This is a genomic window from Candidatus Binatia bacterium (genome assembly GCA_026415395.1).
GTDB lineage: Bacteria > Desulfobacterota > Binatia > HRBIN30 > HRBIN30 > HRBIN30.
Map to the genome: position 1 here is coordinate 1 of JAOAHD010000002.1, position 13,248 is coordinate 13,248.

The 13,248-nt window shown below is 62.9% G+C and carries 12 protein-coding genes; 5 read left to right on the top strand and 7 right to left on the bottom strand.

Features of this window, described 5'->3' with window-relative positions; all coding sequences use genetic code 11:
• Positions 1-220, top strand: a 220-nt coding sequence (locus N3C12_00570) for a hypothetical protein (protein MCX8070931.1), incomplete at its 5' end; no start/stop codon positions are given.
• Between the two features lie 853 nt (positions 221-1,073).
• Here N3C12_00570 and N3C12_00575 read toward each other — a convergent pair.
• Positions 1,074-2,477 carry an aminotransferase class V-fold PLP-dependent enzyme gene (locus N3C12_00575; protein MCX8070932.1) on the bottom strand — a complete coding sequence of 468 codons (1,404 nt, stop codon included), beginning with the start codon at positions 2,475-2,477 and terminating at the stop codon, positions 1,074-1,076.
• A 149-nt stretch (positions 2,478-2,626) separates the two neighbouring features.
• Between N3C12_00575 and N3C12_00580 the strand changes: the two genes are divergently transcribed.
• Positions 2,627-3,379 (top strand): SDR family oxidoreductase, encoded by a 753-nt coding sequence (locus N3C12_00580; protein ID MCX8070933.1) that lies wholly within the window; start codon positions 2,627-2,629, stop codon positions 3,377-3,379.
• 18 nt (positions 3,380-3,397) lie between these two features.
• On the opposite strand, the gene N3C12_00585 is transcribed toward N3C12_00580, so the two are convergent.
• Both N3C12_00585 and N3C12_00590 read right to left on the bottom strand, forming a co-directional pair.
• Entirely contained in the window at positions 3,398-3,739 is a 342-nt protein-coding gene (locus N3C12_00585) for a DUF1820 family protein (GenBank protein MCX8070934.1), read from the bottom strand.
• 121 nt (positions 3,740-3,860) lie between these two features.
• Positions 3,861-5,096, bottom strand: coding sequence for a hypothetical protein (locus N3C12_00590; GenBank protein ID MCX8070935.1), 1,236 nt, complete (start codon positions 5,094-5,096; stop codon positions 3,861-3,863).
• 91 nt (positions 5,097-5,187) lie between these two features.
• Between N3C12_00590 and N3C12_00595 the strand changes: the two genes are divergently transcribed.
• Genes N3C12_00595 through N3C12_00605 form a run of 3 tightly spaced genes read left to right on the top strand, consistent with a single transcriptional unit; the run spans position 5,188 to position 8,192 of the window.
• Entirely contained in the window at positions 5,188-6,033 is an 846-nt protein-coding gene (locus tag N3C12_00595; protein MCX8070936.1) for a heme ABC transporter ATP-binding protein, read from the top strand.
• A gap of 45 nt (positions 6,034-6,078) precedes the next feature.
• Positions 6,079-6,540 carry a hypothetical protein gene (locus tag N3C12_00600; protein ID MCX8070937.1) on the top strand — a complete coding sequence of 154 codons (462 nt, stop codon included), beginning with the start codon at positions 6,079-6,081 and terminating at the stop codon, positions 6,538-6,540.
• On the top strand, positions 6,537-8,192 hold the full coding sequence (locus tag N3C12_00605) for a hypothetical protein (protein MCX8070938.1): 1,656 nt from the start codon (positions 6,537-6,539) through the stop codon (positions 8,190-8,192). The genes N3C12_00600 and N3C12_00605 overlap by 4 nt, the downstream gene beginning before the upstream one ends.
• Positions 8,193-8,249: 57 nt before the next feature.
• On the opposite strand, the gene N3C12_00610 is transcribed toward N3C12_00605, so the two are convergent.
• The 4 genes from N3C12_00610 to N3C12_00625 all read right to left on the bottom strand — a co-directional run bounded on the left by N3C12_00610 (position 8,250) and on the right by N3C12_00625 (position 13,118).
• Positions 8,250-8,939: a superoxide dismutase gene (locus N3C12_00610; GenBank protein ID MCX8070939.1), complete on the bottom strand. Its 690-nt coding sequence runs from the start codon at positions 8,937-8,939 to the stop codon at positions 8,250-8,252.
• Between the two features lie 105 nt (positions 8,940-9,044).
• The gene (locus N3C12_00615; GenBank protein MCX8070940.1) at positions 9,045-9,584 is read right to left on the bottom strand and encodes a peroxiredoxin; all 540 of its coding nucleotides are present in this window, start codon (positions 9,582-9,584) and stop codon (positions 9,045-9,047) included.
• A gap of 186 nt (positions 9,585-9,770) precedes the next feature.
• On the bottom strand, positions 9,771-10,589 hold the full coding sequence (locus N3C12_00620) for a 3'(2'),5'-bisphosphate nucleotidase CysQ (protein ID MCX8070941.1): 819 nt from the start codon (positions 10,587-10,589) through the stop codon (positions 9,771-9,773).
• A 357-nt stretch (positions 10,590-10,946) separates the two neighbouring features.
• On the bottom strand, positions 10,947-13,118 hold the full coding sequence (locus tag N3C12_00625) for a hypothetical protein (protein MCX8070942.1): 2,172 nt from the start codon (positions 13,116-13,118) through the stop codon (positions 10,947-10,949).
• Between the last annotated feature and the right edge of the window lie 130 nt (positions 13,119-13,248).

A 13,248-nucleotide genomic window follows, 5' to 3' on the forward strand; every position in this document is an offset into this window, starting at 1 on the left:
TGTGGGGCCGAACGGGTCGCCGGCGGAACGGGTGCTGATCCTGGTGGGTGGCACGGCGGAGCTGCGGCCGAATGCCAAGGTACACGGCACGGTGTTCTCGCGGGGCACAGCCACGGTGCGGCGCTACGCGGTGTTGCACGGAGCGCTCATCAGCCCGGCCTCGCCGATGCGGGTGCGGCCCTCCGCCATCATCCACCACGCCCCCTGGGTGCTGTGGTAGGGGGGATTGTCTGGGGGTGGGGGCGACGGCCACAGGTCGTCCCCACCCCCATTTTTACACCCCCTCGATGCGGGCATTTTTGCTGATTGCTGATTGTGGTGAGCGACGCCGCTTGCAGGGCAGGTCGCGAGAGCCAGCGTTGCATGCCAGCAGCGAATGGCGGAGCAGTCGCGGGGGCGGTCACGGTCTACAGCGAGAAGTTTGAGGTAACCCCGAGTACTTCCCATCATTGGTCTCACGCTCATCCGGGAACGCTGCGGGCCCGACGAATAACATGTGGTCTGCCGCTGCTGGCGACCCACTGAGAGACATCCTCGGATGCTCCCACAACCCAGTTTCTTGCTTCTCGGGTGCCGGAACGCGCACACTCCGTCACGCACACCCGGCGCCCGCATTAGGCGACTATGGGGCCGCCCTAGTGTGGGGTGCGGTTCGTCGATCAACCCACCATTCTCGACAGTGGTGGCTTCTTGGTTTCTCAAGTTCGCGCGCGCAGCGGAGGCGGGGTAACCTCTCCCCCGGCCTTTTCGCCCCGCCCGCTCTCGCCCGTCGAGGGCTGTACGCGCGGATGCCTCCCTTCGCGTGGGGCAGCGCGGTCGTGAATGCGGTGCGCGTGACCGAAAGTTGGCAGTGCACATCGGCTCGCCGGCCGGTTTCAGCTTCCGCGAAAGGCGCTCGCTGCCCGTCGACTTTCAGGCGTGTCCGCGGGAAACCCCACGAGGGTCGGATTACCACTCCCCAATCTTTTGAATTGCGCCGAGCCAATCGCGTGATCGACCGGCGGCTCACGCTTTAGGTGTCAGACGCCGTTGCCAGGGTGTGATGGAGTCGGGAAATCCGCTCCGGTACGGGGCTAACGGAGCTGGTACCAGCCGTCCATGTAATCCTTCATGGCCTCGGCCAGGAAAGTCCGATCGGGCAAGGTGTTCGCCATGCCGTAAATCGGCGCTTGGCCACCGGCGACATCTGGGTGCGCCTTGACGAATTCGACCGAAGCGCGGAGATCGTCAAGGAATCGCTCCGCCACGCCAGGTTCAGTGTGGCGTAAGGTCACGCAGATGTGCAAGCTTGCCGGACGCTGTAGCCCGTTCAGACTCCAGCCGCGGTCCGTCATGGCATCGAGAACCTTGTAAATGTCGATGTCGCGCGCGGCGAAAGCGATGACAAACAGTGGATCGCCGAGCACGTACAGCTCCGGAATCTCGGCAATGCCCCGCTTAATTTTTTCTGCCGTCGCCAAAATGCGGCGCGTCGCCTCCAAATACCCTTTCTCGCCGAACGCCACCAGCGCCGCCCAACACGCGGCGCTGAGGCCACCCGGGCGACTGCCCGCAAAGGTGGGCGAACAATACAAGCCGCCCGGCCAATCCGTAGCAGTAAAGTATTGATAGCGGCGCAGCTCGCGACCGCGATACAGGATCACCGAGGTGCCCTTGGCGGCATAGCCGAACTTGTGGGTATCCACCGAAATGGAGGTCACCCCAGGCAAGCGAAAGTCGAAAGGCGGCACAGAGTATCCTAGTTTTTCCGCCCAAGGCAACACGAAGCCGCCTAAACACGCATCGGTATGGAACCCGATGCCTCGCTGGCGAGCGATTTCCGACAGCTCCGCGATCGGGTCGACAATCCCATGCGGAAACGGGGGCGCGGAACCCACGAGAGCGATGGTGTTTTCTGTAATCGCCGCCTCCATCGCCTGCACATCGGCACGCCAGTCAGGGCCTATGGGCACGTGGTTCACTTTGATGCCGAAGTACTGCCCGGCCTTGTCGAACGCAGCGTGTGCCGTGGTCGGCACCACGATTTCCGGCTCGGTAATGCCCTTCTTGTCGCGGAAGTAATCGCGGTAGGTCTTCATCGCGAGCAAGATGCTTTCCGTGCCCCCGGAGGTTACCGTGCCCACGATCTCGCCCGCGCTTCCTGGCTCCGTGCCTGGGCTGCCTGCGCCCAACATGTGCGCCACCATGGAGACAATTTCCGATTCGAACTTGATGGCGCTCGGCCACAGGTCGACATGCAAGGGGTTCGACTGCGAGTGCAACGCGTACGCTTGGTTGAGAAAGTCCACATGCTCGTCGGCCCCGTGATACACGGCTCCGGAGGCATACCCAGCCTTCCAGCGCGCCTCCTCGAGGTCCTTCATCTCCCGCAAGATGGCGAGCACATCCGGCCGCGGCACACCTTCAGCAGGTAAGCGTTCGAACGACTGAAAACGGCGCCGGTACTCGTGAATATCTGCTTTGCGTTTTTCGGCCATGGCCCGCCGTGTAGCGCAGGTGCGGCTCGGAAGCGAGCACGCGCGCGCCGCCCGGGCACCAGCGCAGACAAGATCGCCGGCGCTTTGGAGGGCGGGTTGACAGCACTGCCACTTTCCGCCACGCGGGCAAACGAAAGAAGGAGGCTTCTATGGGCCGTTTTGTCGACAAGGTCGCGTTGATTACCGGGGCCGCCTCGGGAATCGGTCGCGCCACTGCCGAGCGTCTGGCAGCCGAAGGGGCGCGTGTGTTCTGCACCGATGTCAACGAAGTTGGTTTGGCCGAAACCCTAGCGTCGGTGCGCGAGCGCGGCGGCGAAGCCCACGGGGAGTGGTGCGACGTAAGCCAACCGGCAGCGGTACGCCGCAGCGTGCAGTCTTGCCTCGATCGCTTCGGTGCCATCGATGTGCTTGCCAACATCGCTGGGGTCGGACGCTTCCAACACACGCTGGAAGTCAGCGAGGAAGATTGGCAGCGCACGCTGGCGGTGAATCTCTCGGGAACCTTCTTTATGTGCCAAGCGGCCCTGCCCGCGTTGCTCGACCGGCGCGGCGCCATTGTCAACATGGCGTCTTCCGCAGGTTTGATTGGGCAGGCATACAGTGCTGCTTACTGCGCTTCGAAAGGCGGCGTTGTACAACTGACCAAGGCGCTGGCCGTCGAATTTGCGCGCCGCGGCGTGCGCGTAAACTGCGTATGCCCTGGTGGCATCGATACGCCGTTTTTGGCCGGCTTTCGCCCGCCCGCGGGCGCGGAGATCGACTTGATCACCCGGCTAAAACTCGTGGACGAAAAAGCACCACCGGAGGCTGTGGCTGCGGCGGTGGCATATCTCGCTTCGGATGAAGCCCGCTACGTCAATGGCGCCGTGCTTTCTGTCGACGCCGGCCTCGTCGTCTCCTGACTCGGCAGCCGGTCGCGCTCATGAGTCGCGTTTGACCGGCGTGTAAATCGGCGTGGGCAGCGGAGTGACCTTCGCACCACCCTCTGCCATCGTGTACACTTTTGCCTGCCCGCGCTTTTCCACCGCGTCGATCCGCAGCACCGAGTGAATGGGGATGTACGTTCGCTCCGCCCCCTCGAACTCGCGCTGCAGGGCTTCTTCGGACGGATCGACCACCACGTTCGACTTCGCACCAAAGACGAGCCCTTCCACCTCGATAAACCCAAAGAGCGAAGATTGGCTCACCTGTTTCGCGTACACCTCGTAAATGCGCCCTTGGCTGTGGAAGACAACTCTGAACAGCAGCTTCTTTTGCGCCATGCGCTTGCCGATAACTGCTCGCCCCGAAGCGAGCAAGCTGAGCAGCGGTGGGCTCGTCGTTAGGCGCTCCGCGGGAACGTTGTGCCCTGCGCCCTGCCGGTTGTGCGTACAGGTCCGCAGATCAAAAGAACACGTGGGCTTCCAGCAGGAGCACGTTTTGGTTGTGGGTGGGGTCGGAGCGAATGCCGTTGTTGATGCGATAGAAAAGCCGCGGCTGCACAAAGCGGTTCAAAAACGGCTCCAAGCCAAAACTGATGCGGTGTTCCGCATCGTCAGCGGTGTCGAGCACCGTAGTGCCGCCCACGGTGCGGGTCAGCCGACCATCGCTGTCCGAGTAATCGATGGCCGCTTTCACGTTGAGCCAGCCAAACAGCAAGTAGTCGGCCTCGCCGTATGCCATGAACTGGCCGACCCGCCGGCCCAGGGTGGCGGTGCCTTTGTCGCTGCGGAAATCCGCTTCTCCGAGCAGGGTTACAGGACCCAAGTTCGTGCCTGCGAACACGCCGAACACGAGCGTTTCGCCACTTGCCGGGGCCACACGCGAGGCCGATCCGCCGATCATCAGCGTGCGGAGAATCGGCACCTCGTCGTAAACGGCATACACCGTTCCCACCGTGCGCACGTCGCGGTCGCCGGCGCTACCGTCGGTCACCGCGAACAACAACGACCACTTCCCTGGCTCGAAGCCCACTAAAAGACCCGGCTCCTGCAAATTGAAGCTAAACCCGGTGTTCGCCGAGCTCGAACCGCGGGTGCGTCCGCCGCGGATGAACGCTTCGTCATCCTGCAACTGCAACCCGTAAGGCAAATACATGCGGCCCACCTTGAGGAAGCCCTGCCACGGAAGAAATCCTTTGAGCAAGGCAAAGGCCTCACGATTGTCCACTGTGGGCTGAAATCTCTGGTCGACGTAAAGGATCACGCGGTCGGGAATGAGGCGGAGTTCGCCGTAGAGCGTGGCTTGGGTCGTGTCCAGGCGGGTTTGATCGAGCCGGCCGCGAAAGACCTGATCGTTGCGCACTCGGCCAGTAGCGCCGAGCGCCTGAAAAATCAGGCTTGCGCTCGTGCGCAAGTCTCCACCGAGCGCCACGTAGGGATTGATCTCTCCGGTGAAGTATTCGAGCGGGCGCGAAAACGGCCCGAGGAAATCCGGGTAGTGCAGCAAATCTTTCGCATGCGTCGCCACAAGGTCGGTGCGCTTGCCGCCACCGGTTACGTTGGTGTGACACGCACTGCACCGCATCCCTTCGCGAACCGCAATGTACGGCTCGGCCCAAAGCGCACCCGGCCAAGCAGCCACAACCGCCGTCCACACGAAGCCACAAAGCAGTGCCACCATCGTCTGCCGCCACATCATTGGGCGGCACGATGGCCAAAAGGCTCGTGCAGGTCAACCGCGTTCTTACGCCTTGCAGCCAGCATTTGCGGTGCGAAGTAGAGGTGCGATCATGGACCCCCAGGCTGGCGCGCCATCGCTTGCGGCTGACTCGATCGAGTTTGCATACCGGCGGCACACCGTGGTGCTCCGGGATATCCGTCTTGCGATTAGGCGTGGCGAGGTGGTGGGCATTTTGGGGCCTAATGGCTCCGGGAAATCCACCTTGCTCCGCTTGCTGAGCGGGTGGCTTCGGCCACAGCGTGGCACGGTGACGTTGTGGGGTCGAAACCTCGCCTCTTACTCCGCCAAGGAAATCGCCAGGCACATTGCCGTCGTGCCGCAGGAAACCCATGTCGATTTTCCCTTCACCGTGATGGAGCTCGTGTTGATGGGTCGGGCTGCGCACTTGCGCGGCTATGGGTTCGAGTCGCCTGCCGACATTGCCCTCGCGCGTGCAGCGATGGATCGTGTGGAGGTGGCGCACTTGGCGAGCCGCATGGTGCAAGAGCTCAGCGGGGGAGAGCGCCAGCGCGTGGTTCTCGCCCGCGCATTAGCGCAAGATACGCCCATCTTGCTTTTGGACGAGCCGGGCGCCTTTCTCGATTTGCATCACGTTGTCGCCATCTACGACTTGCTGCGCGACCTCGCCGCCGAGGGACGAGCTGTGGTCACGGTGCTCCACGATCTCAACCTCGCCGCCCTGTATTGCGACCGGGTTTTCCTCTTGCACCGCGGCACCGTGTTCTGCGCGGGTACACCGGCCGAGGTCATCACGTACAAGAACGTGGCCGAAGTGTACGAAACGGAAGTGTACGTCGACGTCAACGACCTCACCGGGGCAGTCAATGTGTTGCCGCTCAGCCGCCCCTACCGGGAGCAGTTACGGAAACAATTCGGGCGACGAGCTGACTGTTGAGCTCCGCGAGCGAAAGGTGACAGGATACCAGCAATGGAGGACGTTATGCGGAGAATGTTGCGCGAGTGGGTGCTGTTGCCTGTGTTCTGCGTGCTGCTCAGCGCCTGGGCAGGCCATGCAACGGCGCTGCAACCCGAGATCGTCAAAGCGCTGGAGGCGAGCAAGTACGTATACATCTCCAGCCAGCGCAAGGATGGCTCCTGGAGCCGACCGGCCGAAATTTGGTTTCTTTACCACAAAGGCGCTGTGTACGTGGGCACCCGCCCGCAATCGTGGCGCGCAAAGCGAATTCGCTGGGGGCGTCCGCGCGCCAAGATTGCCGTCGGCAAGATCGATGGCCCTACCTTTTACGCCAAGGGCGCCATTGTCAACGAGCCGGACACCGTGGCCAAAATGCTCGAGGTGTTCGCCCAAAAGTACGGTGCCGACTGGTCTCGGCACGAGGAGAGTTTTCGCAACGGCTTCCGTGACGGCCGGCGCGTGCTCATTCGGTACACACCGGAATGACGAGCGCCCAACGCCTACGGTGGTGGCGCTTGCACCGCCGCCAACCTCCACTGTACGTTGCTGCCCTCGTGACGAATGCTCCTCACTCCCCTTCTGGCTGCGTTTCTGCCCTCGTCCGGATGGCCTTTCGCGGATGGCTTGCGGTCGCCACGACGAGCGTGGTGCTGGCACTCGTTGTCGGCTGTGCCGCCTGCGGCACTCGTGAGGCGGCCCGCCCCGCGTACAAGGACACCGTTGCGCGCGAGCTCCTGCGTTTGCCGGCAAGCGCGCGGCGGACGAGTTTGGCCATTGGTTCGGATGGCGAGAGCTATGCTTACGTGGATCGGACCACCGCGGGGCAGCGCGTAGTGTTTCGTGGGGGAGTGGACCCTGAGTTCGACGAAGTCGGGAACCCGTTGCTGCTCCGGGAAACGCACACGCGCCTGTACTGGGCAATCGATCGCAGCCAGGGGGCAGAAAAACTCGTGATTGTGGAAAACGGCCGTCGCTTCGATACCGCTTGCCTGCGGCCGAATCTCTTCCTGCTGAGCCGTAATGGCAAGCGCTGGGTCACCGTATGCGGGCTGAAGCAGGAATCCACAGGCGAGGGCGCCGCGCCCGTGGTGGGCGTGATTTCTAACGGGCACTTGGTGGGAACTTACCGCGACGTGTCGGTGCCCACCGTGAGCCAAGATGGTGCACACGTAGCGTTCGTGGCTGAGCGCAACGACGGCCGGCATGCCCTCATGGTCGATGGCGAGGAGCGTCGCCTGCTCAGCCCGCCGCCCGCCGAGAAAGCCTCTCCGGCAATGCGGCTTTCCAGCGTGCCGCCGGGGTTGCGGCAATTTCGCCTGCTTTACCTGACCGATGGCAGCCTCGTCGCCCTGCTGTACGACACCGACGGTTGGGCGGTTTACCGCAACGACCAGCGGTTAGCGTCGTTCGCTCACGTGCTCAGCTTGGAAGGAGAGTTTGCCGTCGGCTTCGACCAATTTCGTACGGCGCCGACGATTTTGGCGGGTTCGCTCACCACCGCCGATCAGGCACCGCAAATCGCTTGGTGGGACAAGGTGCCCGGGCAAGAAACACAATGGCGCGTGACCCGCGGCGGCCAGCCGGCGAACGTCGTGTGCGAGCACTACTGGGAAAAAGGCCCGCCTCTCCTCTCCGACGATGGCAGCCGCGTGGCGTACCCTTGCTGGCGCGCCCAGCCGGTAAGTCCGGACGTTTCGCTCGACGTCGTGGTCGACGGCACTCGCTGGGGCCCATACTACGCGGTGTGGGGCTTGGCGTTCTCGCCGGAAGGCAAGCGCCTCGCTTACGCTGCGGCAGAGGACGTCGAGCGCAACCGATGGCGTTACTTCATCGATGGTCGGCCATTTCCCTTCGCCTGGGAGGAAGCGTGGCGACCGCGGTTTACGCCTGACGGGCGTCACTTGGCTTGGGAGGCCACTTGGAAAAACCGGATGGTGGCCGTGCTGGACGGCGAGAGCGTGTTTTCCTTCGACGCGGTTCTGTGGGGTCCGGAGTTTCCCCGTTCGAACACGGTCGCCTGGGTGGTGCGGCGCGGTCAGCGAGTGTACCGCGTGGAAACCACCTACGATCTCTCTCCAGAGCCGCGGTCGTTGTGGGAACAACTGCGCTCTTGGTGGCGCCGCCACTTGCAGCTTTGACGCTGCCTCCAAGCACCAGCGAGCGCGATCGTTGCAGCCCCGCCCGAATCTTCCCGGTCAGGCAGCGGCGTATTGCTGCGCGGCGAATTCCCAGTTGAGGAGTTTATCGATCACCGCGTTCACGTAATCGGCGCGGCGGTTCTGGTAGTCCAGATAATACGCGTGCTCCCACACGTCGATGGTGAGCAACGGCCGCTTGCCCATGGTGATCGGCGTATCGGCGTTGGCCGTGGCGATCACCTCGAGGCGATCGCCAGTTTTCACCAGCCAAGCCCAGCCACTGCCGAACTGACCGATGGCCGCTTGTGCAAATTTGCTGCGGAAGTTGTCGAACCCACCGAAGTCTTTTTCGAGGTGCTCGAACAGCTTGCCGCTCGGCTTGCCCCCGCCTTTGGGGCTGAGGCTACGCCAGTAAAACGTATGGTTCCACGCTTGCGCCGCATTGTTGAAGATGGCCACTTTGTCGGGTTTTCCTGCCGTTTGTTGCACGATGCGCTCCAACCCAAGGTCGGCAAGTTCAGTGCCGGCAATTAGCTTGTTCAAGTTTTCCACGTACGCGCGGTGGTGCTTCCCGTAATGGAACGAAATCGTTTGTGCAGAAATCGTGGGTGCCAGGGCGTTTTCCTCCCAAGGCAACGGTGGCAGAGCAATCGGCGCCTGTTCGGCGGATACCTGGCGGACCCAAACGGTTGCCGCAGTCGCTACCCCGAGTTTGAGCACTGCTCGACGCGAGAACATAGCGGCCATGTCTTCCCCTCCGTTCCGAGCAAAGTCGCGAGCCACCCCCTTAAGCCGGGGGACTCGCGACTTCGTTATTGCCAGAGGATCGCAGAGGTTGCTAGCCGGCAAGCCTCAGGCCGCTTTCAGCGTCGGTTCCCCCGGCCGCCAGTTGCACGGGGTGAGCTCGTTGGTTTGCAGCGCGGCGAGCACACGCAGCACCTCATCCACGTTGCGGCCCGTGGCCAAGTCGTTCACCGTCACGAAGCGAATCACACCCTCGGGGTCGACGATGAACGTCGCGCGCAAGGCGACGCCTTCCTCCTTGTGCAGGATGCCGAGCGCGGTGCTGAGTTCGCGCTTGGTGTCCGCCAGCATGGGAAAAGGAAGATCGCGCAACTCCGGGTGCTGATTGCGCCAAGCCAGGTGGACGTAATGGGTGTCCGTCGAAGCACCGAGCACTTGCGCATTGCGCGCGCGGAACTCAGCCTCGCGCCGACCGAATTCGGCAATTTCCGTGGGACACACGAAGGTAAAATCCATGGGCCAGAAAAACACCACGAGCCACTTGCCAGGAAAGCTTTGCTCGGTGAGCTCCGCGAACTCCCGGCCCGGTTCGCGGCTCACGACCGCTTTAAGGCGAAAACTGGGAAAACGATCGCCAACAGTGAGCATCGGTTCGACCTCCTTGGAAACTTCAATTTTGTGGCGAAATACTTACCGTTCGTTCCCCGCTGTTCGCCAATTGCATTGTTCGATGAAGACCATCGAAGTTGCCAATTCCCCGAAAGAAAGTTGCGGGGGCGGTGGGCATCCGCGAGAGGAAGCCGCAGCGCACCGCGTTGCTGTCGCAACGGGAGTTCACTCGTGGGAGTGCGCTGCGAGTTTGCCGTGCCGTGCGAGGAGATCGAGCACGGCTTCGTGCAACACGCCGTTGGTGGCAATAATTCCGGGGAGACGGGTTTGTTTTTGGTTGAAGCGGAGCGGCGCGCCGAAGCGGTTGGTCATTCGCCCCCCAGCAGCCGCAATCAGAGCGGCGCCGGCGCAAATGTCCCATTCGTTCTTCGGTGTGAGGCTAAACGTGGCGTCGGCCTTGCCTGCCGCAATCAAAGCGAGCTTGTATGCCACGCTACCCGTAAGCTCCACACGGACCTCGTTCTTGAACTCGTCCCACTCGCCTCGCCGGTCTTCGCTCCGGCTGGCCAAGAAGCGTGCTTCCGCCAAGGTGGCCGTCGACGATACGTACACGCGTTCGCCGCCGAGAAAAGCGCCCTGACCGACGGCGCCGGCAAACAGCTCCTCACGAATGGGATTGTACTCGACACCGAGCACCGGTTGGCCGTCGATCGCTAGCGCCACACAAACAACGAACTCGGGAATGTGCTCTAGAAATTCTCGGGAGCCATCGAGAGGGTCGACAATCCACACCCGCCGCTTGTGCAAACGCTCCGAGGAGTCCCGCGTTTCTTCAGAAAGCCAGCCATCGTCCGGAAAACTCGCGCGCACGTGGCTCTCGATCACCCGATTGGCCTCGAGGTCGGCTTCGGATACGGGATTGTGCTTGCCAGCCTCTTTGTAGCGGACCGTAACTTTGCGCCGGTAGTAAAAGCGCACGACCTCGCCCGCAGCTTGCGCCGCCGCGATTGCTACGTCCCACTCGCGCTCGAGGGCAAATTCCATGGTTCGGTTCCCTAGCCCGCCACAGTGTACGGGCGCAAATGCAATCCTCGTTGCCCTCCACTACGCCGCCGCTCCCTGCTCCACGGCTGATACCCCCACGAGCAAGCACAAGGCCTGTCCCTACAATTTTTATTTCCATCCACTTGGCGGCGGCGCCGCACCCGCGGCGCCCCGTGTGTGTGGCCCGCCGAATGGGGAACGGGGAACACGTAGATCGGCGATCGTGTCGCGACCGATGCCCCGCGCGCCTTGCATTTTGCTACGCTGCTCCAACGCAATCGTAGGGACGACGCGTGCGTCGCCCCTACGGTGCGCCATTGGCCACTCGTTGCCAAACTGCCCGTGCCGGCTCCGCAGTCAGAAGGTCGCGCCAGCCTGCAGCAACGGGTGTTGTGCGCCGTCGCGCAAGAACACCAAGATGGTGTCGAGCGGCACCGGGAAAGTTACCGAGGCAGGGCCTTCGTACACTTGGTTGGCGTCCCAAAAGTTCCGCCATCGGCCGCGTGGGAAATACACAGTGCGTTCGCGCTGACCGTTGCGCCACACCGGTGCCACCATGAGGTCGGGCCCGAACAAGTACTGATCCCAGCGGTCGGCGAGTTCCTCGTCGTGCGGGTCGAAAAACACCATTGGGCGCACAATCGGCAGCCCGCGGCTGGCGGCGCGTGCGGCGGCCACGATATAGGGTTGCAACGCGTGGCGGATCCGGGTGTAGCGGCGATAGATGTCGATCATCTCGGGGTCGTAGCGTGGTTCCGTCGGCATATCCCACGGAGCGTTCGGACCCACGCCGCCGATTTCCATGATGCCGGAGAAGGTGCTGAATTGAATCCAACGTGCAAACACGTCGCGTTGTTTGAATGGGTAGTAGCCGCCGGTGTCTGACCCCCAGATGGGAAAACCGATGAAAGCGGCACGTTGTTGGCCGATGATCACGCTGCGCAAGCCGAGGTCGGTGCCGCGGCCGCTGCCAAAGTCCTCGCTCCCGGCTGTGTCGCCTGCCCACACGATCGAATCGGCTTGCGAGCCGGTGTACCCCGAGCGCGTGATCAACACGTAGTCGCCGTTGGGACGGGCCGCGTCCAACGCCGCGCGGTGCATGCGGGTTTGCAAAATCACATAGTCATTATGCACTTCGCGCCCGGTGCGCCCGTCAGCCCAAATGTCGTCCCGTTCCGAAGGAATGTGCTCTTCGCCGCGATCGAGCTTGATGCCATCGATCCCTTCCTCGCGCAGAAACCGGGCGAGGCGCTGCTGGAACCACTCACGAGCGGCGGGGTTGGTGACATCGAGAATGAAGCTGCGGCCGCGCACATCGTCGCAAAACGGCGCTCCCGTGCGACGCATCGGCGCGATGAACCCTAACTGCTGAGCCTCGAAGCCGTTGTCGCCCGGCTCGCTGCCGCACACCCACGCGGCACTCCAGGTAATCAAGCGGTATCCCCGGCGCCTCAGCGCGTCGAGCATGAAGCGCACGTTCGGCAAACGCTCTCCGTCCCACGCAAAGCGGGCAAAGCCGAAGTTGCCTTGCAGCACGGGACGGTCGAGTAGGTACACCCCGGCGGGAATGCCGAGCTGGTCGTACATGTTCACATCTTCCGCAACCAGCGCGTTGACCGCCACCCCGTCGATCGTTCCCGGCGGACCCACCGGAAGCTCACCGCGCCAACGCCAGTGCAGGAACGCCCACGGCGGGGGAACGAACGGCCGCCCGGTCAAGCGCGTGTACTCGTCGAGAATCATCGGAAAATCCGGGCCGTAAAACAGAAACAGCCGCAGGCGTTGGTTTTCCGGACGGGTGCCGGTCTCGAACGCGAACTCCACCGTGTCGGGCTTGTTCGCCGCGATGTCGTACAGACCCGGCATGGTGCCGGCCACGCTAAGACCGTAACCGCGCGAGCTTTGATAAAAAGGAGCATATAGTGCGATCGTGGGGCGAATGAACATCTCGACCATTTCCCCGCGGCGATTGAGCGAGCCCGCTTCGACCGGCCGGACGTCTTCCGCCGGAACATCCGCCACGCCAGGGAACAACACGGGCGAATCGCGCAGGCGCTCGGTGAGACCGTAAATGCGCTCGTCTTCCGGACTGTGCCAGCTCGCCCCGATCGATACGGTATCCCCTGCCCGCGGAGGTTCGAAATCAAGTTGTACGGTGCGCGGCGTGAGAAAAGAGACGCTCACCACCGCCTCCTCACCTTCGCTTGTCGTTACGGTCAAGCGCACCCCGCTAGGAGCATCTTCGACCTCGCGGACCGCGATTAGGTGGACTTCGCCTACCGCGCGACGGTAAAAGAGCCCGCGCTCGGCGCTCGTGTTCGTCAGCGTACGGCCCGAGTCGCGAGCTTGGAAATGTAAGCCGAAGGGCTGGCGCTGTACACTCACCCCCACCAGCGGCGACCACACCTCCACGTGGTCTGCTGACACTCGCGTCCGCACACTGGTTCCTGCGGCGAGTTCGCCATCATCCCCGCATCCCCACGCGAGTGCAGTCACCCATACCAACAACAATCCAACTGCCGTCTTCATGCCGATCGCCACCCTTGTCGTGAACGAGGGCACAACGCAAGCGGGCTCGAACCCGCGGCTGGCAAGCCGCACGTGCTCGGTGCCCAATGACGGCGGCCACAGTGGGTTGCCACTCTCCGCATGGTAGGCG